The sequence below is a fragment of the Streptomyces sp. NPDC097107 genome, from assembly GCF_044762405.1.
Taxonomy (GTDB): Bacteria; Actinomycetota; Actinomycetes; order Streptomycetales; family Streptomycetaceae; genus Streptomyces; species Streptomyces thinghirensis.
In genome coordinates, this window is sequence record NZ_JBIWEF010000019.1 from 75713 (window position 1) to 95465 (window position 19753).

Genomic DNA, 19753 nt, shown 5'->3' on the forward strand with positions numbered 1-19753 from the left:
GCACCGCCGCCCGGAAGGGGGTTCCCCGTAGTAATCGCCGAAAAGGCAACGGATATCCCTGACCTGCACAGCATGGGCGTGCCTTACCGACCCGCGCGGCAACGCGGGCCTACTCGATACCAGTCGATCGATCACTCGGGAAGGTTCGCCTCCCAGAGCCGATCCACAGGATCTGAGCATTGCTCCGAAGATGGCACGCGCTCAGCGCGGCTGGTCGGAGAAGACAGTCCGCAGCGAGTGGGCCATGAGCGCGAGGGCCTGCTTGGCCGCATCCACCGGGCCGTGGTGGGTAAAGAAGTGATCGACGCCCTTGATGACCTGGTGGGTCACCGGGACTCCCGCAGCGGCCAGCGCCCGTGCGAAGCCGTCCGTCTCGTCGCGCAGCGAGTCGTACTCGGCCGTGATGACCAGGGCGGGTGCGAGTCCTTCGAGGTCGTTGGCGAGGGCAGGTGAGACTAGCGGGTCGAGGCGGTCAGCTATGCGGGGCACGTAGGCGTTGTTGAAGATATTCGAATACCTCGGGTTGATCAGGGCCTTGTCGGTGCGGGCCCGCTTGGTGGCGGGGTCCTTGGCCAGGTCCGTCGGGGAATAGTCGAGGATCTGGAGAAGCGGGGCGAACGTGCCGTTGTCGCGGGCCTGGCGGGCGACGCTTGCGGCGAGGGCCCCGCCGGCGCTGTGTCCGCCGACGGCTAGCCGTCTCCCGTCCCAGCCCTGCGCGGCAGCGTTGGCAACGAGCCACTGCCACACTCCGTACGCCTGCCGCGGCGCGGTGGGGAAGGGGTGCTGGGGGGCGGTGGCGTAGTCGGCGTTGACGACCACGCAGCCGACGTTCGCCGCGAGGTAGCGGCAGATGTGGTCGTCCTGCTCGGGGTGGCCGATGACATAGCCGCCGCCGTGGAGGTTCAGGAAGACCGGGGGAGGCTGGGTTCCGGGCTGCGGCTGGGGTTCGTAGACAGTGCAGGGCACAGGACCGGCGTCGGTGGGGACGGTGAGCGTGCGCGTGCGGGCGGGCAGGTCGGCGAACCGGAGTTCGGGGATGGGGCGCACCTTCGGTCCGGAAAGAAGTTGCACAGCGCGAGCGATCAAGGTGTGCCTGGTAGGCATGGCAGTCACTCCAGAGTGAGAAGGGTGAGGAACGGAACAAGGTGTCGGCGATAAGCCGGTACAGGCGCCCGGGATCTGCCGGGCGCGCATCGGATACCCGCTGCGCTCCTGGTCAGCATCGCCGGGCCCGGGCAATCACGTGCTCGCGTCCTTCGTCATGTGAGCGGGCTCAGTTGGTGCGGTCCGACCAACCCGCGGGGAGGTCGGCGGGAGCGATCGAGATGACCTCGTCGTCGTCCTGGCCGACGTATTCGGCGAAGGTGATCTTGGCGAACTCGGGGACCACGTAGATGGGGTAGGCGGGGCCGGCGTCACGGTAGGCGCGCATCTGGTCGCGGTGGTCGTTCTGGAACAGGACCGTGCGCTCCCCGTGAGTCTTGATCCAGTCGGGGAAGAAGATGACCCCATGCAGGACGCGCTCGGCGGGGATCACGTTCACCGACACCGACGTGCCAGTCGGTTCGGTCCAGGACAGCTTGTAGACGCCCTGGGTCAGCATGACCAGGTCGACGTTCTGGTCCTTGACCCAGCGGCCGCCGACGTGACCGCTGTGGATGCGGTAGTCGATGGTGTGGTCGTTCTTCACGTACAGCTCGTACTGCCAGCCGTTGGCGTAGGTGTAGATGAAGCGGTGGCCGACGATGCCGGACAGGTCCTGCGGAGGGATACATGCAGGGACGGCGGTCTGGTGAGTTGCAGCGGAGGTCATGTTGCTCCCGTGCCCTTCTGTCGGGTCGCCCGGCGGCGACAATTTCATTTTGCCGCAAAACTGTTTTGCTGCAAAATGAGATCTGCGGCACAATGCTCCGTATGGACACCGCATCCGAGCTCAGCCGACTCCTCGGGCCCCTGCGCCGGGCCGTCCTCCGTGCAACCCGTAGCGCCGAAGGACTTCCCGACCTGCCCGAAGCCCAGATCGAACTCCTGCGCGCACTCGCCGAGGGACCGCTCAGCCCGCGAGCGGCCGCGCAGCGACTGGGAGTGGCGACCTCGACGATCAGCAACCTGGTCAAGACGATGAAGGCAGCGGGCCTGGTCAACCGTGAGTCGGCACCGGACGATCTGCGTACGGTGGTCCTCACGCCCTCCCCCTCCGCGCTCGAACTGCTCGACCGCTACGACCGCATCAGTTCCGCCGTATTGGCTCAGGCCATCGACCAGATGCCCGCAGGCAGCCGCGACGCCCTCGAAGCGTCGCTCCCTGTGCTCGCCCAGCTGGTGTCCACACTGGACTCCTCAGGTGAGAGCCCTGATCCCCGATGGAATGCACGCACCTGGGAGTCGGGGCTCGGCGGTCGGTGAGCCTGGCCAAGCTGCGGGGGCGTTTGTCGCGCTCATCAACGGGGCGAGTGGCGGCCGAAGGAACTGGCCGCTGAAATCTGGCTGCCGCCGCCCAGTCCGTGCCGGACCTCGGCATCCTCGCCGACTCCGCCCACCTGCTCCGCACCGGCAAAACCACGACAAAGACCACCGGCCGGAACTTGAATCTGGACTCGGCCCCAGCTTCTACCCTGGGCCGCCTCCCGGCCGCCCCGGCCGGGAGGCGGCCCACCACCGCACCAGAACCGACCCGTGTCCAGCCGCGCTGACGCCGAATCCGCCGCCCGCCGGGCCCGCCTGGAAGCCGAACACGCCCGCTAGGCCGCCCGGCAGCGCCGCATCCGCATCACCGCGGCCACCGCCGTGGCCCTCGCCGCCGCCGGCGCCGTCTTCCTCGGCATCCACCTCGCCGACACCGGTACCGGCGGCTCTGCCCCCGCGGCCTCGGCCGGCACCGGGCGGCCGTGAACGTCGCCGCGCTGCCCGGCGTGCAGGCCACCAAGGCCGCCTGGCAGCCCGAGTACGCGCGTCTGCCGGCCCGGCTGGCGAACCTGCACCTGCCACCCAACGGGGACGAGAGCCACCACATCCACGCCCACCTCGCGGTCTACGTCGACGCCAAAGTGGTGCCGGTCCCGGCGAACGTCGGCATTTCCATGGCCGACCGGCTCGAATCCCCGATGCACACGCACGACACCTCCGGCGTGATCCACATCGAGGCGTCCCAGCCCTCCACCGTGTTCACCCTCGGGGCCGTCCTGGATTTGTGGAGCGTGAGTTTGCACCGCGAAGGCGCCGCTGCCGAACAAGTCGGGCAGGACGGCTGATCGACGAGTTGGGCCCCATCCGTGCAGGTCAGCGGTATCCGTTGTCTTTTCGGCGATTACTACGGGGCCCGGGAAGCGAGGACCTGGGGACTGAATCAGCCCGACTGCTGGGCGGCCACGAGGCTGCCCGTCAGCGGGGAGCCATTCGGACGGCTCCGTCGAGACGGATGACCTCACCGTTGAGCATCGGGTTCACCACTACGTGGTGAACGAGCGACGCGAACTCGGCGGGCTTGCCGAGTCGTGCCGGGTGCGGCACCTGTCGGCCGAGGGATTCCCGTGCCTCCTGCGGCAGTCCGGCCATGAGCGGGGTGTCGAAGAGCCCCGGCGCGATCGAGACGACCCGGATCTGATGCTGTGCCAGTTCCCTCGCGGCCGGCAGCGTGAGGCCCACAACTCCGCCCTTCGAGGCGGCATAGGCGGCCTGGCCGACCTGACCGTCGTATGCCGCGATCGACGCCGTGGCGACGAGGACGCCCCGCTCGCCCGCGACCGGTTCGGCCTGGGCCATGCGCTGAGCGGCGAGCCTGAAGACGTTGAACGTCCCCAGCAGATTGACCCGGACCACTCGCTCGAACTCCTCCGGGGGCAAAGGCCGATGGCGGGAGAGCAGCTTGCCGGGTGTGGCAACTCCGGCACAGTTCACGGTGATACGCAGCGTCCCGAGTGCGGAAGCGGCGTCCACCGCGGCCTGTACGGCCTGGGGGTCCGTCACGTCGCAGGGGGCGAACATCGCCTTGCCGCAGGAGGACAGGCCGGTCGCGACCTCCGCTCCTGGGGACGTGGGAAGGTCGGCGATCACCACCTGGGCTCCGGCGGTGAGCAGTTCCTCGGCGACGGCGCGGCCGAGGCCGCTGGCGCCGCCGGTGACCAGGGCGACCGATGTGCTGGGGTTCATGGGCGTATCTCCGGGAGAGGGGTAGTCAGGACGTGGTTGACAGGACCGGAGTCGCCGCGGACGAGGTCCCGGCTGATGACCATGCGCTGGATCTGGTTGGTGCCTTCGAAGATCTGCATGACCTTGGCTTCTCGCATGTAGCGCTCCACGGGGAAGTCACGGGTGTATCCGGCACCCCCGAAGATCTGCACCGCCTCGGTGGTCACCCGCATCGCAGCGTCCGTGGCGACGAGCTTGGCGACGCTGGCCTGACGGCTGTAGGGCAGTCCGGCATCCTTGCGCCGCGCCGCAGCCAGGACCGTCGCCCGGGCTGAGGTGACCGCGGCCTCCATGTCGGCGAGCAGGAAGGCGATCGCCTGGTGGTCAATGATCTTGCGTTGGAAGGTCTCGCGCTCCTGTGCGTAGTCGAGCGCATCGTCCAACGCGCGCTGAGCGAGTCCGACGGCTACCGCGGCGATGCCGAGGCGGCCTGCGTCCAGCCCATCGAGTGCGATGGCAAGGCCCTGGCCCTCCTCGCCGATCAGCCGATCGCCCGGCACCCGGACACCGTCCAGCCGCATGGTGGCGGTGGCCGACCCGGTCAGTCCCATCTTCCGCTCCGGCGTATCGGCTTCAAGGCCGGGAGTTTCGGCCGATACCAGGAAGCACGAGATGCCGCGGGCCCGGTCGTCGGCGGTGCGAGCCATGACGGTGTAGAAGTCAGCGTGCCCGCCGTGCGTGGTCCACGCCTTCGCGCCGTCCAGCACGTATGCGTCGGTGTCGCGCCGTGCCCGGCTGGTCATGGCGGCGGGGTCCGAGCCGGCGTGTGCCTCGGACAGGCAGTAGGCCCCCAGCACGTCACCGGACAGCAGCGGCGGCAGCAGCCGCTCGCGCTGGCTGTCGCTACCGTGCACAGCCAACGGGAAGCAGGACAGGACATGCACGCTCATGCCGACGGCGACACTCGCCCACCGGGCGGCGACCTCCTCGACAACCTGCAGATACACCTCGTACGGCTGGCCCCCTCCGCCGTACTCGACGGGATAGGGCAGGGAGAGGAGGCCGGACCGGCCAAGGGTCCGGAACACCTCCCGGGGGAAGCGTTCAGCGGTTTCGTGTTCCGCGGCACGCGGTTCCAGGTGGCGGTCGGCGATCTCGCGGGTCATGTCGAGGAGGTCCGCCGCCTCTTCGGTCGGCAGCAGGCGTGAGACAGGCAAAGGGATCGGCTCCGATGTGTCGGTCTGTCAAGGCGTTGATGCTTCTCTTGCCTGTCAATGGCCGTCGAGCTCCGCCCGACGCCGCTCACGCAGGACGAAGCGCTGGACCTTCCCGCTGGGTGTCTTCGGCAGCTGGTCGGTGAAGTGGATGGTGCGCGGATAGGCGTGCGCCGCGAACCGGGTCTTGACCAGGCGCTGCAACTCCGCGACGAGTTCGTCGTCGCCGACGGTGCCGGGGCGCAGTACGACGAAGGCTTCGATCACCTCTCCGCGTAGCGCGTCGGGCACTCCGACCACCGCGACGTCGGCCACCTGCTCGTGCTGCGCCAGAACGCTCTCGACGTCGAAGGGGCCGATGCGGTAGCCGGCCATGATGATGACGTCGTCGTCGCGTGAGGAGAAGTAGAAGTAGCCGTCCTCGTCACGGCTGCCTGCGTCGCCGGTCAGGTACCACCGGCCGTCGGCCGAGAAGCGTTCGGCGGTTTTCTCAGGGGCGCCGCTGTATCCCGAGAACCACATCAGCGGGCTGGCGGCGACCTCGATGGCGACGCGTCCTGCCGACCCCGCCGGGGCCGCCTCGTCCCGGTCTTCGCACAGGATCTCGGCGGACCAACCGGGCAGGGGCCTGCCCATCGACCCTGACCGGACCGGGGATCGCACCCCGTCGGCCCAGCCGTTGACGATCACCATGCCGTGCTCGGTCTGGCCGTAGTGGTCCCGTACGGTGACGCCGAGCGTCTGCTCCGCCCAACTGATCACCTCGGGAGTGAGCGGCTCACCGGCGGAGGACGCGGTACGCAGCCGCAGGCCGTCCGGCACGGGCTCGCCGGCGCCGCGCAGGCTGCGGTAGACGGTGGGGGCCGCGGCGAAGTTCGTGACCCCGAATTCACGCATCACCTGCCAGGTGAGCGCCGGCGAGAAGCCGGAGTGCAGGAGCAGGCTCCGGTGGCCCGCGGCCAACGGGGCGAGGACCGCGTAGTACAGCCCGTATGCCCAGCCGGGATCCGCGGCGTTCCAGAACACGTCGTCGGGCCGCACATCCAAGCCGTATTCCAGGTACGCCTGGAACGATGCCAGCGCCTTGACCGGAACGGGCACACCCTTCGGCGTACCCGTAGTACCGGACGTGAAGAGCTGGACGAGTGCCGAGTCCCCACCGCGGGCGACCGCGCGGCCTTCCGGCTCGTCCCCGCGATACGCGCCGAGCAGGCGGTCGAACGACAACTCGCCTTCGGCCGGTTCACCGCCCGCGACCACGACCTGCCACGGGGCGTCGGCGGGCATGTCCTCGCCGGGAGCGAGCTTGTGCCGCTGGTCGGCGTCGACGACGACGGCCTTCGCCGCGCTCGCCTCCAGGCGCAGGGCGATTGCCGGCGGTGCGAAAGCGGTGAACAGCGGGACGTGCACCGCACCGCGGCGCCAGATACCCACAAGCGCCACGATCAGGTCGGCCGACTTGCCCATCAGAACGGCCACGGCGTCGCCAGGGTCGACACCGATTCCGGCCAGAGCGGCGGCGCATCGCGACGAGTCACGCCGGAGTTCGCCAAAGGTGAGATCGCGGGCCGACAGATCCGCCTCGACGACGGTGAAAGCCACGGCGTCGGCAGGGTGCCGGTCGCACAGCAACTCCGCAGCACATGCCTCGGGAGAGCCGAACCGGGCCAGCAGTTCCCGGATCCGCTCCGAGGCAGTGGCCGGAACGTCAACCCCTTGTTCACCGACGGATTGACCGATGCTGCTCATGATCAGCCCCTTTCCTGGCACGGTCGGCCGACTCTTTGCGTTGGCGTTACGGCGACCTATGCTCCGGGTCACGTGGATGGCCGACTACCCCCGGAAAGGGGCAGGAGCAATGAGTCCCATTTCGGATATGTCGACTATATCGATGCGCCCTGACGATGGTGACGCGTTTCGGCAGGCGCTGCGATTGGCCCAGCGGCGCTGTGATTTTCCCGTCGCCTTCGGCGGCCCGGTCCAGGGTGAAGTCCTTCACCTGACACAGCACATCGGGGTTCAGACGGCGGGGCTGCGCGGACTCTCCGTCTTCGCTGCCACCGGCCTGGGCGGACATGTCCTGGTGGAGCGCCGCCCCGCCGCCGTGGCGGACTACGGATCGGACGACTCCATCACCCACGACTACGACGCCCCCGTCCTCGCGGAAGGCATCCGCTCCGTCGTGGCCGTTCCCGTCGTCGTGTCCGGTTCGGTACGGGGGGTGCTGTACGGAGCGACCCGCGCCTCGACGCTGCTCGGGGACCGTGCAGCCGACGCCATGGTCGGCGCCTCACGGCAGTTGGGGACCGAACTCGCCCTACGGGACGAGGTCGATCGGCGACTGAAACTCCGGCTGGCCTCGGAGACCGGATCGGGCCACGGCGCGAGCCACAGCGCGGCCGAGGAGATCCGCGGCCTGCACGCGGAGCTCCGCGTCATCGCGCAGGCCGTGCAGGACGACACACTGCGCGATCGGCTCCTCGACGCCTCCCAGCGTTTGGCCGGCCTCGTCGCAGCGCGGAAACCGCAGGCCCGTTCACCGCTCTCGCCCCGCGAGATCGATGCCCTGGCGCAAGTGGCTCTGGGATGCACCAACGTCGAGGCGGCCGCTCGTCTGTCCCTCCGGCCTGAAACGGTCAAGGCCTACCTGCGCAGCGCCATGCGCAAGCTCGACGCCCGCACGCGGTTCGAGGCCGTGGTCGCCGCCCGCCGCGGGGGCCTTCTCCCGTAGTACGCCGGCAGGATCCTTTCCGGAGTTGAGGACGGCGTGCGGGTGCCTGCTTTTCGCGGACCTCGGTGCACAGGATGGAAGAGCAAGCCTCGATAACAGCCCGCAACGACTTGGGGGTTCAGGTACCGGCGTCTGAGCGTTCGGTCCGTGCTTTCTCGCCGTCGTGAACACGCACGTACATTGTCCAAATCGGGTGGGCGCCAATACCCGACCTGTCAGCAGCCGTCCCCACTCCCAGGAGAAGCACATTCTCATGGACCATGCCGTGCGCCGGCGTCGTCAGTCGCTGTTCCTGTTGTTCCTGGTGTCCGGGATCGAGATGTCGTCGTGGGTGACGCGCACCCCCGCGATCCGGGATCGGCTGGACTTGTCCACCGCGCAGATGGGGCTCGTTTTGTTCGGGCTGTCTCTCGGTTCGATGCTGGGGATCATTTGCTCGGGGCGGCTGGTGTCCAGGTTCGGGACGCGGCCCGTCGTCGTCTGGGGAACATGGCTGCTCATCGCGGGCATGGCCACGGTCTGCGCGGGGAGCGTCGGCGCGTCGATACCGGTGGTGACAGCGGGCTTGTGCGCTTTCGGCGCCGGCATGGGTGTCGGCGACGTGGCCGTGAACGTCGACGGCACGGACGTCGAGCGGATCAGCGGTGTGACCACCCTTCCCGCGTTGCACGGCTGCTTCAGCCTGGGCACGGTCCTGGGAGCCGGTGCGGGCATGGTGGCGACGGCGGCCGGGGTGCCGGTGAACTGGCACCTGGCGGCGATCATCCTGCCGGGCGTCGGGCTCCTCCTCTACGCGATGCGCGCCATTCCGGCGGGCACCGGCCGCGTCGCGCCCGGACAGCCGCAGGGAGACGGCCGCGGTGGGCGGCGCCCGGCGTTGTGGAGGGACGTAAGGCTCGTCCTCATCGGTGCGATCGTGCTGGCCATGGCGTTGGCCGAGGGTTCGGCCAACGACTGGCTGCCCCTGCTGATGGTCGACGGACACGGCATGGACGCCACATCGGGCTCCCTCGTCTACGCCGGGTTCGCCGCCGCGATGACGCTGGGCCGCTTCACGGGCACGTTCTTCCTGGACCGCTTCGGCCGCACCGCCGTCGTGCGCGCCAGCGCTGCCTCAGGCGCACTCGGCCTGCTCCTCGTAATCGTCTCGGACAACTCCGTCCTCGTCGGCGCCGCCGTGCTGTTGTGGGGGCTGGGCGCCTCGCTCGGCTTCCCCCTCGCACTCTCCGCCGCCGCGGAATCCGGCCCCGACGAGACGGCCCGGGTCAGTCTGGTCGCCATCATCGGCTACGTCGCCTTCCTCGTCGGACCGCCCGGCCTCGGCCTCCTCGGCGACCACATCGGTCTGCGTCCCGCCATGCTCGTCGTCCTCGCCTGCGTCGCCGGCGCCGCTTTCCTGGCCCCCGCAGTCGAGAACCGGCCGCGCACCGGTATTGCAGCATCCGCGCGCGACGGTGCCGTCGAGCGCCCCGCCCCAGCTGACGACGCCGGACCGGTGTGAGTCGGCTGATCACCTGCTCACAGTCGCTGAGTGCGCGTTCCCTCTGCGCCCGCCGGGTCTGCCTCGGACTGTGCGAACTTCTATGCAGGGCTGTCGAGGCAAGCGGGGGAATGCGTTACTGAAGTTCCCCCCGCGAGCTGGACAGCGGGTGTCTACGCTGCCGGGGCGAGGTTCTGTCTGAGCAAGGCTCTCGTTTCGAGCGGGGTGACGTACCCGTAGTCGGGGTGCCGACGGAGCCGGCTGCGGTTGTACTCGACCTCGACATAGCGAAAGATGTCGGCCCGGGCAGCCTCGCGGGTCTCCCACATGGTCGTCCCGATCTCCGCTTTCAGGATGGCGAACCAGCTTTCCGCGGCGGCGTTATCGTAACAAGATCCGATGCGTCCCATCGATTGCCGCATGCGCAACTTGCGTATTTCGGTGCGAAATTCGTCACTCGTGTACTCGCTGCCGCGATCCGTATGCATGACGCAACCGTGTTCCAGGCCGCCACGCCCGGCCGCCATCCGCAGGGCAGCGACCGGCAGCTCGGCGCGGTGGTGGTCGGCCATCGCCCAGCCGACCACCTCCCGCGTCGCGAGATCGATACAGGTCGCCAGATACAACTTCCCTTCCAGCGTGACGAGTTCGGTCATGTCGCCGACGAGCCGCATTCCGGGTCTGGGTGCGGTGAAGTCCCGACCGATCAGGTCGAGGGCGAATACCGCCCGCTTCGCCTGCCGGGTCAGGCCCCCACGCCGTCGGCGGGTGATCCCGGCGATCCGGTGCTTGCGCATCAGTCGCTCGACTTTCTTGGAGTTCACCGTCCGCCCGGCCCGCCGCAGGGCGGCGTGGATCCGCGGGGCCCCGTAGGCGCCGCGAGATCCGGCGTGGAGTACCCGGATCTCGCCCACGAGCACCTCCTCGGCCCGCTCCCGCACCGTCCGGGCCGGCCGTGACGCCCGGTGCGCGTAGTAGGTGGAGCGAGGCACTCTCAGCACACGGCACAGGAACGAAACGCTGTGACCTGTGGGATTACCCTCCGACGCCTTCTCCGCATCGATGAAGTGACACCGGGCCGCGGTGTCTACCTCATCTTGTCCTGAGCGAAGAAGGCGGTCGCTCTTCCCAGAACCTCGATCGTGGCCCTGCTCGCGAACCTTCCGCCGCAGCCGGACCAACTCCTCACGCTCCGCAGTGGTCAAAGCCCCGGCGGGCCCCTCACCGCGGTCGACCTTCGCCTGCTTCACCCACCCGCGCAGCCCTTCCGGACTCACGCCCAGATCCCTCGCGACCTCGGGTCCGACTTCTCCGAGGACAACGCCAAGGCGACCGCGTCCCGCTTGAACTCGGCCGTGTACCGCTTACTCATGTTGCTCTTCTTGCTCACTACCTGTGACTGCTTCCTCCGGGACCATCCGTCCCAGTATCAAGCTGTCCGGTCGGCAGGGGGAACCTCAGTTCTCGCAGCGGAAGCGGCGCACACCCAACTCGACGACGACACCAAGACCGCCCCCAGCAACGTCCCGACGCCTGCGTATGTACCGGCCGTGCACCCGCGCCGAGCTCTCACCGCACCGGCAGACCGCGGCCGTCGCCCGCACTCGCATCCTGAACACCACCCTGCCCGGCTGCCTCTCCACCTCCTCGATCAACAACGCGGACAGGTAGGGAAACAACTTCAGGAGCACATCACGAGAGCACACGATTCATGATCGCGAATAGTCGGAACGAACTGCTCAGCCGTCCGGATCACAAGATCGTCGACAGAACCCGGATCTTGACGTTGACCGCGTCAACGAACATCACCGGGTAGACGCGGTCCAGCGGGCGGCTGGACCATTCCGCCATCCCGTCCATCACCTTGTCCGTGATCGTGGTGATGGCGGCCTTGGACACGCTCGCGCCATAGACCTCGGCCAGGTGCGCGGAGATCTCCCCGTGCGTCAGCCCCTTCGCGGACAGCGACAGCACCATCTCGTCCACTCCGGACAGGCGCCGCTGCCTCTTCTTCACGATGGCCGGCTCGAACGTGCCCGCCACATCCCGGGGGATCCTGACCTCGACCGGGCCGGCATCCGTCAGCACCGTCTTCGCCCACGTTCCGTTGCGGGAGCTGCCGCTGCCGCTGCCGCTGCCGCTGCCGCTGCCGCTGCCGCTGCCGCTGCCGCTGCCGCTGCCGCTGCCGCTGCCGCTGCCCCGGCCCTCGGCGTCGTGCTTGTCGTAGCCGAGGTGATCGGTGATCTCGCCTTCCAGGGCGGACTCCAGGACCCGCTTGGCCAGCTGCTGGAGCAGCCCGCCTTCCCCGGTCAGCTGCAGACCCTCGCTGCGGGCCCGGCCCACGAGCATCCCGACCAACTGCTCGTCACTCGCCGGCACGGCCGCCGCCGGCTCGCTGCCCGGTATCTGCTCGATGGTCGTGTCGCTCATCTGGCGTCTCCTTGATCATCAGATCCGCCGTTCATCGGACACTCCCGATCCTGCGCACGACGCAGGGCTGGTCGCCGACCGAGCGCACGCTCCAGCGGCACTTCGTCGCCGCCGGCCTGACCGGATGCGGCAGCGGCGAGACGAGCGTCTTCGGCCGGTTCGAGGCCACCCGCGGCAACGAGTTGTGGACCGGGGACGCCCTGCACGGTCCGAAGGTCGGCGGGTGCAAGACGTACTTGTTCGCTTTCATCGACGACCACTCCGGGCGATCGCGGGGCCCCGGTTCGGGTTCGCCGAGGACACCGTCCGCCTGGCCGCGGCACTGCGGCCGGCCTTGTCGGCCCGCGGCGTCCCGGAGTCGATCTTGTGGGACAACGGGAGTGCCTTCGTCGATACGTGGCTGCTGCGGGCCTGCGTGAGCCTGGCGATCAGGCTCACTCACTCCAAGCCTGGACGGCCGCAGGGCCGCAGAAAAATCGAACGGTTCTTCCGTACTGTCAGGGACAGTTCCTCGTCGAACTCGACGAGGACCGTGTCGGCCAGATCGAGCATCTCACCGAACTGAACAGGCTGTTCACCGCGTGGGTGGAGACGGTCTATCACTGCGCGGTGCACTCCGCGACCGGCCAGCCGCCGATCGAACGCTGGCTGCGTTCGATTTCCAGGCTGCTGCCCCTGCCGTCCACGGCGGATCTGCGGGAGGCGGTCTTGTGGTCGGAGTTCCGCACCGTGACCAAGACCGCGACGGTCAGCCTGCACGGCAACTCCTACGACGGCGCCCCCTCGCTGGCCGGGATGAGGATCGAGCTGGTCTTCGACCCGTTCGACCTGACCGACATCGAGGTGCGGGCCCCCGGCAAGGCCCTCCCACACCACGTCGGCCGCCATGCCCACCCCAAGGCGAGCCCCGAGACCCCGGCGCCGCCGACCGGGATCGACTACCTCAAGCGTCGGCGCCACCCCATCGCGCTCACGCTGCCGGCCCAGTCCGCTGTCGACGTCCTGGACTCCGTCGTGCAGCTCTTCGACCAGAGGCTGTCGGATTCGGAAGCGCGGGCTCGGATCAAGCTGCGCGACGGGCTTGCCGAGCGGGCCCAGCTGTTGGAGGGTTCGCTCACTCTGCTGGACGAGTTCCTGCTGGTGCTTGCCGACGCCGGCATTCCCCACCCGCGGCAAGTCGATCAGTGGCCGCTGTACGCGCGACCACCAGGGCACGGACAGGCCCGCGGCGCCGGAGCGGCCGCGGACCTGCGAGGGTGGCTCATTCAGTTCCGGTCGTTCACCGACGTGGCGCTGGGCACGGGTTCACGCGGGGCGGGATCCGGGGTTGGGGTCTGCCGGGCCAGCTTCTCGCCTTCGACGTCGACGTCGGGCACGATGCGGTCGAGCCATCGGGGCAGCGACCATGCGTGCTTGCCGAGGAGCGCGAGCGCCGCAGGCACGATGGTCAGACGGACGATGAACGCGTCGAAGAAGACAGCGGCCGCGAGGCCGAAGCCCATGGCCTTGAGCATGACGTCACCGGACGTGGCGAAGCCGGCGAACACGGCGATCATGATGAGTGCGGCCGCGGTGACGACGGTGGCGTTCTGCCTGAAGCCCGACACGATCGCACCGCGTGGGTCTCCGCTGCGGGCGTAGTCCTCTCGTATGCGGGTCACCAGGAACACCTGGTAGTCCATGGCCAGGCCGAAGACGATGCCCACCATCATGATGGGCATCAGGCTCATGATCGGGCCGGTCTGCTCCACACCGAACAGATCCTTCAGCCAGCCCCACTGGAAGACCGCAACGAGTGAACCGAGGGCTGCCAGGACGGACAGCAGGAAGCCGAGGGTCGCCTTGAGGGGTACGAGGATCGAGCGGAAGACCAGAATCAGTACGAGGAAGGACAGCCCGACGACCACGGCCAGGTAGGGGAAGATCGCCGAGGCGAACTTGTCGGAGATGTCGATGTTGATCGCGGTGGGGCCGGTCACCATCGCACGTGCTCCGGTGTCCGCCCCCACGTCCTTGCCCAGTTCGCGAATGTCGTGGACGAGGTCCTTGGTGGCGTCGCTGGCCGGTCCGCTCTTGGGGACGATGCCGATGACGGCGGTGTCGCCGGATTCGTTGAACACCGCCGGGGCCACGTTGGCCACGTCGGCCAGACCCGGGAAGGACTTTCCGAGCCGCTCGGCGCCGGCGCGTACGGCTGCCGGGTCCTTGTCGTCGACGGTCACCGTCAGGGGCCCGTTGAAGCCCGCTCCGAAGGACTGCGCCAGCATGTCGTACGCCTTGTGCTGCGTGGACGAGGGGGGCGAGGTGCTGTCGTCCGGCAGGTTGAGCTCCAGCTTCGCCGCCGGAAGCGCGATCGCGCCCAGACCGACCACGGCCACGAGCAGGACCTGCGTCGGCTTGCGCACCAGGAGGCCGACCCACCGCTGTGTCAGTCCCGCGCCGGCCGGCTTGCCCCTGGAAGCGGACTGCTTCGGGGCCTTGCCGCGGATGCGGCCGCCCAGGATGCCGAGGAGCGCGGGGACCAGGGTGGTGGCGACGAGGACCGCGATGGCGACGGCGAACGCGGCGCCCATACCCATGGCGGTGAGGGTGGACAAGTTGACAACCGCGAGGCCCATCAGCGCGATGATCACGGTCAGTCCGGCGAAGACGACAGCAGTGCCGGCGGTGCCGTTGGTGCGTGCGGCGGCCTCTCGTGGCTCGAGGCCGCCTGCGCGTTCGGAGCGATAACGGGAGACGATGAACAGCGCGTAGTCGATGCCGACGGCGAGTCCCAGCATCGTGCACAGGCCCGTGGTGCTGTCGGGAAGGTTCAGCGGGACGCTCAGGGCACTGATGGCGGCGACGCTGATGCCGACGCCGACCAGTGCGGTCACCAGAGGCAGGCCCGCCGCGATGAGCGAGCCCAAGGTGAGGACCAGGATCACGACAGCCAGCAGCAGACCGATCCCCTCGGACGAGTGGCCCCCTGCATCGGAGGAGCCCAGCGCGCTGCCGGACGCCTCTACGGTCAGGTCGCGGTCACGGCCGGATTCCAGGGCCTTGTCCAGGCCGCTGTGATCTCGGCTGCTCAGGCTTGTGGCCTTGACGGAGTAGGTGACCTGCGCGTACGCGGTGGTGCCGTCCTGGCTGACGGTCTTGCCGGCGAACGGGTCGCTGACCTGAGCGACGCGGGAGGAGGAGTCCTTCACGTCGGCCAGGGTCGCTTCGAGCGCCTTCTTGTTCGCGCCGTTGGTGATGCGCTCCCCGTGGGGGGCCCGTAGCACCAGTGTGGCCGTGGCGCCCTCGGGGCCGGCGGCGGCCGGGAACTTCTTCGCCAGGAGGTCATTGGCGCGCATCGCCTCCGTACCCGGAATCGAGACCTGCGAACTGGGGGTACCGGTGCTGGTGGCGTTGGCGACGCCTACGACGCCCAGGACGAGAGCCCACAGGAGGACGACCAGCCAGCGCCGTTGGTAGGCGACTCGGCCGATGCGATAGAGGAGGGTGGCCATGGGTGCGGTGACTTTCTGTGTGTTCGGTGGAGCAGGAGGAGGAAGGGCCGGCTACTGGTGGGGGGCCGGCGGAAGGTCGGCGAGTACCGAGGTGAAGCCGCCGTCGACGAGGAGATCGACGCCCGTGATGAATCCCGCTGCCGGGCCGAGCAGGAACTCGGTGGTGGCGGCGATGTCCTCCAGGGTGCCGAGCCGAGGGACGGGGGACGTGGCGAGAACGGTCCGCATGGTTTCGCTGTGCGGGCTCGTGGGTTCGGCCTGTCCGATGGGGGCGGACAGGACGCCCGGGCTGACAGTGTTGATCCGCGCCCCGCGTGCGCCCCAGGACCGGGCGGTCTCCTGCACACGCAGATGGCTGGCGCACTTCGCGAAGCCGTACGCCTGGCCGGGATCGGTGAAGTTCTTCTCCTGCGCCACCGGCAGCGAGGGCAACTCGCGTGCGGGAGTGTGGCGCAATTGCCATCGCTCTTCGGCGGTGAGCCGGGGCGCGTAACCGTGGCCGGCTACACCGGCGATGATCACCCCGGCTGCGCCGGGCTCGACTACCTGCCCAAACTCCTCGACAAGCGCCACGCCGAGCATGTCCACGGACAGGACGGCGCGTATGTCCTTCTGCACTGGGGACAGATCAGCGGTGTGCACGACATGAGCGACCGGGCCGAGCGTCGTCGCCCGGCGGGCAAGGGCCGCCACGGAAGCGGGGGCGGAGACGTCCACCCTCTGGGCACTGACCTGAAAGTTGTCGCCCTCGAGCCGACAGCCCGCGGCTATGAGCCTCTCTCCGTCTTCATCGGCGAGCAGCACGGGCCGGCCGCTGCCCATCCTGCGGGCGGCGGCCTGGCCTGTGCGGCCCGTGCCGATGACGACCAGTACGCCGTGATGCATGAGCAGCCCTTGCTTCGTCGAGTGGATGTCTGTGTCCGCCGGCCGGTGGGTGCAACGCTCCGGCGCCCGGCGCCGATGCCGAGTGGGGGGACTCGGCGCGGCGGCCGGGCCTTGGGGAATGGGCGCCGACCGCCGTATGCACCATGGTTCCGCCAGGTACGGAGGCACCGCGTCAGCCGCTGGTATCCGAGCTGGGGCGGGGTGTCGGCCATTCGGCCGACACCCCGGTCGTCGCGGACTCCTACGCTGATCGGCGTGAAATGGAACCTCGCGCGCATTCCCGACGGCACCCGGCTCATCACGATCAGCGGCCTGGTCGCATTCGCGCTCACCTGGACCGTTGACCTGACCACGATCGTGAACCGTCCCGAGCCGTTCGCGAATGCATGCAACTGGCTGCCCGTACTCGTCTCGGGCCCACTGATCGCCCTGGCCGGCAGCGGCCTGCCCCGCTCGATCGATCTACGCGGGCGGATCGCCTGCGCTGTCCTGCTCTCCCTGACGGTGACCGTGTGGAGCCTGATCGCGCCGCCCGATCCGCGGTGGTGGGGCGCTCTGGAGAGCTGTGGGCTGTTCTTCCTCACTGTCCGTGCGGCGGCCGAGATCCGCAGGCCGGCCACCGCGCTCGCGTGTACGGCCGCCCTCTGCGCGACAGTCCTCTTGCTGCCGCTGCGCGCCGCTTCACTGGGAGTCTTCGTCGCAGGCGGCTACGTTCTCACCGTCGCCCTGGCCATCTGCGTGGCCATCGGCTGCGCCCTGCGGGCGCTGGAGTCGCGCCGGGAGCGCGCCGTGCATGATGTCCGCCAGGCCGAGCGCCTGGCCATCGCCCGGGATCTGCACGACCTGATCGCCCACCACATGACCGGGATCATCGTGCAGGCCAACGCGGCCCTGACCATCCAGACCACCGCACCCGACCAAGTGCCGCCGATCCTGCGGAACATCGCGAACTCGGGCACGGAGACCCTGGAGTCGATGCGGCGCCTGGTGCGCGTCCTGCGCGAGGACAATCATGCCGCCCTGCGTACCGGCGACCTGGTCACCGAGCTGGCCGACCTCGTCTCCGCACACTGCGCCGCCGGCGGAGACGACACTGTTGCCCGCGTCGAAGTCGCCGCGGCGGCCCGTACGGCCCGCCTCAGCCCCGAAGTAGAACTCGCCGTACAAAGGTTGGTGCAGGAAGCACTCACCAACGTCCGCCGTCACGCGCCCGGCGCCCGCACCACCGTCCAGTTGGACGCGGACTCCGCCGGGTTGCTGGTGGACGTCACCAATACCGCGCCTGTACGCCACTCCGCGACGCCCACAGGCGGGCGCGGCGGCTTCGGTCTGCTGGGTGTGCGCGAACGTGTCGAAGCCCTCAACGGAACCTTCCGCGTCGGCCCTGTTCCTCACGGTGGCTGGCAGGTGCACGCCGTTTTCCCCTTGGTTGCCGCCGACGCCGTCCGGGACAGCGACCAGTCGGCGCACTGAGATGACGAGACTCAGCCGCCCGGGCGCACCACGCCGTGCTCCCACGCCCAGGCGGCGACCTCCACCCGGTTTCGGGCCCCGAGCTTCATCTGAGTGCGCGCCAGATACGTCTTCACCGTTGACAACGACAAGGACAACTCGTCGCAGATCTCCAGGTTCGTACGCCCCACCGCCACCAGCCGAACAATGTCCAGCTCCCGTTCGCTGAGCCTGGCTGCCTCCGCCCCGTTCGATGCCGCGACAGGCCCTGTCTCCTTCATATGCCGCAGCAGGTGCACGATCACCGCCGGTGACACCAGTGCGTCCCCGCGAGCCGCAGCCCGCACCGTTTCGATAAGCAGTCCCGGTGAGGAGTCCTTCAGCAAGAACCCGCACGCCCCGTTGCGCAGACCAGTCCGCATGTAGTCCTCCAGATCGAACGTTGTGATCAGCACGACGTTGATCGGGTCGTCCACACCCGGTCCGGCCAGATGCCGCACCACTTCCAGACCGTCCAACCTGGGCATACGGATATCGGCGAGCACCACGTGTGGACGCAACCGTCGTGCCAGCTCGATGCACTCCACGCCGTCGGCCACCTCGCCGACCACGGTGATGCCCGGCTGCGCCCCGAGGATCAGGCCGAAGCCAGCACGCACCAAGGGTTGATCATCGGCGATCACCACATCGATCTCTGTCTCAGCCACGTTTCTTTCCTTGCATGTTGATCACTTACCCCGTCGACACCTGAGCTGCCGGGCAGCCACGGGTGCCCGGCGGCTCAGGGGCATCTCTCGTTGCGCTTGACGACGGTGAAGTCGATGGGTGTGGTAGCGGCGTGCCTACCGGCAGCGGGGGACTGGCTGCAGACTTTCCAGTTCCGTGCGAGTAACTGCATCCGGCCTTTACCCAGAGCATCATGCGATGTGAGGGTCGTAAAACCGGCTTGCCGCGTGTCGTCCCAGGCGACCTCGAGAGTCCGCCCTGTCGAGTCCGGCAGAACGGCGGACTGCTTCTTGCCATTCGCGGACAGAGCCAACAGGCCCGCCACGATGAGAACCGTGATGAACGTCCCCTTCTTCATGACATGCCTCCGGGTGTCCTGGCCGCAGAACCTACGAATCGAGGCACCCGATGGACGCCCCCTTTGTTGTGACGGGTGCTCGTGCTCCTGGGAGGCGCGGCACGCCGTGACCACCATGATTGCGAGGACCCGGCGGGGTACCGCGTCGGCCCTGCGTATCGGTTTCGCGCATCGGTGTCGGCCATTTGGTCGACACGGACGCCGAGCTTCTGCCGAGACGCCTGTCGCAGGACCTGGCGCGGTCACGCCGTGCGGGACAGCATGAACAGCGGCGTACCCGCAGGCGTGTGGCGCACCGGCGCCGACCTCGCCGGCGGCTTGCCGGCCTTCTTGGACCACCTGCATGCACTCGCCCGCGATCGACGGTGCGGTCGACGCCGTGGGCACCGGCGAGGACCATGGCCCGGCAGAGGATCTCGTCAGGCTCGGACCCTGCGGTGCGCGCGCTGGACTGCCTGCTGGGGTACGCCGCCACCCGGGCCCGCACGGCCCGACAAGGTCCTGGATCTGGTCGCCGACTGAGGGGCCTCACGTTTTCCGGACAGGCTTCTGACCGTTTATTTCACACGGCGATTCGCAACTTCTCATACTCGGCGTGGACTTCGCGCGGAGGGCGGTAACCCACCGCCGAGTGGAGGCGTCTGCGATTGTACCAGAATTCGATGTAGCGAGTGATGTCTCGCCGGGCGCCCTCGCGGGTCAGGTAAGTCACCCTTGATACGCGCTCGTTCTTGAGGGCACCGAAGAATGATTCGGCCATGGCGTTGACGCTCCTATAGTTGTCAACTCGCTGTGGGGAGGGCCCGTGGTGCGGGTCGGATCAGGTGGTAGACCTCGCGGATGACGTAGCGTTTG

16 protein-coding genes and 3 pseudogenes are annotated in these 19753 nt (G+C 68.7%); 6 read left to right on the top strand and 13 right to left on the bottom strand.

The annotated features are described in order from the left end of the window. Positions 1-201: 201 nt before the first annotated feature. Positions 202-1071, bottom strand: coding sequence for an alpha/beta hydrolase (locus ACIQ1J_RS32870; RefSeq protein ID WP_403562652.1), 870 nt, complete (start codon positions 1069-1071; stop codon positions 202-204). A gap of 202 nt (positions 1072-1273) precedes the next feature. Further along, positions 1274-1813, bottom strand: coding sequence for a phenolic acid decarboxylase (locus ACIQ1J_RS32875; RefSeq protein WP_403562654.1), 540 nt, complete (start codon positions 1811-1813; stop codon positions 1274-1276). A 101-nt stretch (positions 1814-1914) separates the two neighbouring features. On the opposite strand from ACIQ1J_RS32875, the gene ACIQ1J_RS32880 reads away from it, so the two are divergent. Further along, positions 1915-2406 (top strand): MarR family winged helix-turn-helix transcriptional regulator, encoded by a 492-nt coding sequence (locus tag ACIQ1J_RS32880; RefSeq protein ID WP_403562656.1) that lies wholly within the window; start codon positions 1915-1917, stop codon positions 2404-2406. A gap of 482 nt (positions 2407-2888) precedes the next feature. Then, the gene (locus ACIQ1J_RS32885) at positions 2889-3251 is read left to right on the top strand and encodes a hypothetical protein (RefSeq protein WP_403562658.1); all 363 of its coding nucleotides are present in this window, start codon (positions 2889-2891) and stop codon (positions 3249-3251) included. 130 nt (positions 3252-3381) lie between these two features. On the opposite strand, the gene ACIQ1J_RS32890 is transcribed toward ACIQ1J_RS32885, so the two are convergent. The 3 genes from ACIQ1J_RS32890 to ACIQ1J_RS32900 are packed head-to-tail and all read right to left on the bottom strand — an operon-like array spanning position 3382 to position 7091. Beyond that, positions 3382-4149, bottom strand: coding sequence for an SDR family NAD(P)-dependent oxidoreductase (locus ACIQ1J_RS32890; protein WP_403562660.1), 768 nt, complete (start codon positions 4147-4149; stop codon positions 3382-3384). Further along, positions 4146-5345 carry an acyl-CoA dehydrogenase family protein gene (locus ACIQ1J_RS32895; protein WP_403562662.1) on the bottom strand — a complete coding sequence of 400 codons (1200 nt, stop codon included), beginning with the start codon at positions 5343-5345 and terminating at the stop codon, positions 4146-4148. The genes ACIQ1J_RS32890 and ACIQ1J_RS32895 overlap by 4 nt, the downstream gene beginning before the upstream one ends. A 54-nt stretch (positions 5346-5399) precedes the next feature. Then, positions 5400-7091 (bottom strand): AMP-binding protein, encoded by a 1692-nt coding sequence (locus tag ACIQ1J_RS32900; RefSeq protein WP_403562664.1) that lies wholly within the window; start codon positions 7089-7091, stop codon positions 5400-5402. A gap of 109 nt (positions 7092-7200) precedes the next feature. Between ACIQ1J_RS32900 and ACIQ1J_RS32905 the strand changes: the two genes are divergently transcribed. Beyond that, the gene (locus ACIQ1J_RS32905; protein WP_403562666.1) at positions 7201-8073 is read left to right on the top strand and encodes a response regulator transcription factor; all 873 of its coding nucleotides are present in this window, start codon (positions 7201-7203) and stop codon (positions 8071-8073) included. Positions 8074-8326: 253 nt separating this feature from the next. Continuing rightward, a complete protein-coding gene (locus tag ACIQ1J_RS32910; protein WP_403562668.1) occupies positions 8327-9574 on the top strand; it encodes an MFS transporter in 1248 nt (415 codons plus the stop codon). Between the two features lie 152 nt (positions 9575-9726). On the opposite strand, the gene ACIQ1J_RS32915 is transcribed toward ACIQ1J_RS32910, so the two are convergent. From ACIQ1J_RS32915 to ACIQ1J_RS32925, 3 genes and pseudogenes are all read right to left on the bottom strand, one after another. Next, positions 9727-10830, bottom strand: a complete 1104-nt coding sequence (locus ACIQ1J_RS32915) for an IS3 family transposase (protein ID WP_403562670.1) — start codon at positions 10828-10830, stop codon at positions 9727-9729. A 180-nt stretch (positions 10831-11010) separates the two neighbouring features. Next, on the bottom strand, positions 11011-11163 hold the full coding sequence (locus ACIQ1J_RS32920; RefSeq protein ID WP_403562694.1) for a transposase family protein: 153 nt from the start codon (positions 11161-11163) through the stop codon (positions 11011-11013). Between the two features lie 163 nt (positions 11164-11326). Next, positions 11327-11902, bottom strand: a pseudogene (locus ACIQ1J_RS32925) (transposase); the annotation flags it as partial. 810 nt (positions 11903-12712) lie between these two features. Between ACIQ1J_RS32925 and ACIQ1J_RS32930 the strand changes: the two are divergent. Beyond that, positions 12713-12775, top strand: a pseudogene (locus tag ACIQ1J_RS32930) (hypothetical protein); the annotation flags it as partial. 473 nt (positions 12776-13248) lie between these two features. Here the strand turns inward: ACIQ1J_RS32930 and ACIQ1J_RS32935 are convergent. Continuing rightward, positions 13249-15477: an MMPL family transporter gene (locus ACIQ1J_RS32935; protein ID WP_403562672.1), complete on the bottom strand. Its 2229-nt coding sequence runs from the start codon at positions 15475-15477 to the stop codon at positions 13249-13251. 51 nt (positions 15478-15528) lie between these two features. Continuing rightward, positions 15529-16362: an SDR family oxidoreductase gene (locus ACIQ1J_RS32940; protein ID WP_403562674.1), complete on the bottom strand. Its 834-nt coding sequence runs from the start codon at positions 16360-16362 to the stop codon at positions 15529-15531. Between the two features lie 255 nt (positions 16363-16617). On the opposite strand from ACIQ1J_RS32940, the gene ACIQ1J_RS32945 reads away from it, so the two are divergent. Further along, positions 16618-17835, top strand: coding sequence for a sensor histidine kinase (locus ACIQ1J_RS32945; RefSeq protein ID WP_403562676.1), 1218 nt, complete (start codon positions 16618-16620; stop codon positions 17833-17835). 11 nt (positions 17836-17846) lie between these two features. Here the strand turns inward: ACIQ1J_RS32945 and ACIQ1J_RS32950 are convergent, their stop codons facing one another. From ACIQ1J_RS32950 to ACIQ1J_RS32960, 3 genes and pseudogenes are all read right to left on the bottom strand, one after another. Then, positions 17847-18521 (bottom strand): response regulator, encoded by a 675-nt coding sequence (locus ACIQ1J_RS32950; protein WP_403562678.1) that lies wholly within the window; start codon positions 18519-18521, stop codon positions 17847-17849. 74 nt (positions 18522-18595) lie between these two features. Continuing rightward, positions 18596-18898: a hypothetical protein gene (locus ACIQ1J_RS32955; protein ID WP_403562680.1), complete on the bottom strand. Its 303-nt coding sequence runs from the start codon at positions 18896-18898 to the stop codon at positions 18596-18598. A gap of 562 nt (positions 18899-19460) precedes the next feature. Continuing rightward, positions 19461-19664 (bottom strand): annotated as a pseudogene (locus tag ACIQ1J_RS32960) (IS3 family transposase); the annotation flags it as partial. Positions 19665-19753: the final 89 nt, after the last annotated feature.

Coding starts and splice junctions, on each gene's coding strand:
- ACIQ1J_RS32875 (WP_403562654.1), bottom strand. CDS start 1,813: ATGACCTCCGCTGCAACTCACCAGACCGCCGTCCCTGCATGTATCCCT.
- ACIQ1J_RS32880 (WP_403562656.1), top strand. CDS start 1,915: ATGGACACCGCATCCGAGCTCAGCCGACTCCTCGGGCCCCTGCGCCGG.
- ACIQ1J_RS32890 (WP_403562660.1), bottom strand. CDS start 4,149: ATGAACCCCAGCACATCGGTCGCCCTGGTCACCGGCGGCGCCAGCGGC.
- ACIQ1J_RS32900 (WP_403562664.1), bottom strand. CDS start 7,091: ATGAGCAGCATCGGTCAATCCGTCGGTGAACAAGGGGTTGACGTTCCG.
- ACIQ1J_RS32905 (WP_403562666.1), top strand. CDS start 7,201: ATGAGTCCCATTTCGGATATGTCGACTATATCGATGCGCCCTGACGAT.
- ACIQ1J_RS32910 (WP_403562668.1), top strand. CDS start 8,327: ATGGACCATGCCGTGCGCCGGCGTCGTCAGTCGCTGTTCCTGTTGTTC.
- ACIQ1J_RS32920 (WP_403562694.1), bottom strand. CDS start 11,163: ATGCGAGTGCGGGCGACGGCCGCGGTCTGCCGGTGCGGTGAGAGCTCG.
- ACIQ1J_RS32935 (WP_403562672.1), bottom strand. CDS start 15,477: ATGGCCACCCTCCTCTATCGCATCGGCCGAGTCGCCTACCAACGGCGC.
- ACIQ1J_RS32940 (WP_403562674.1), bottom strand. CDS start 16,362: ATGCATCACGGCGTACTGGTCGTCATCGGCACGGGCCGCACAGGCCAG.
- ACIQ1J_RS32955 (WP_403562680.1), bottom strand. CDS start 18,898: ATGAAGAAGGGGACGTTCATCACGGTTCTCATCGTGGCGGGCCTGTTG.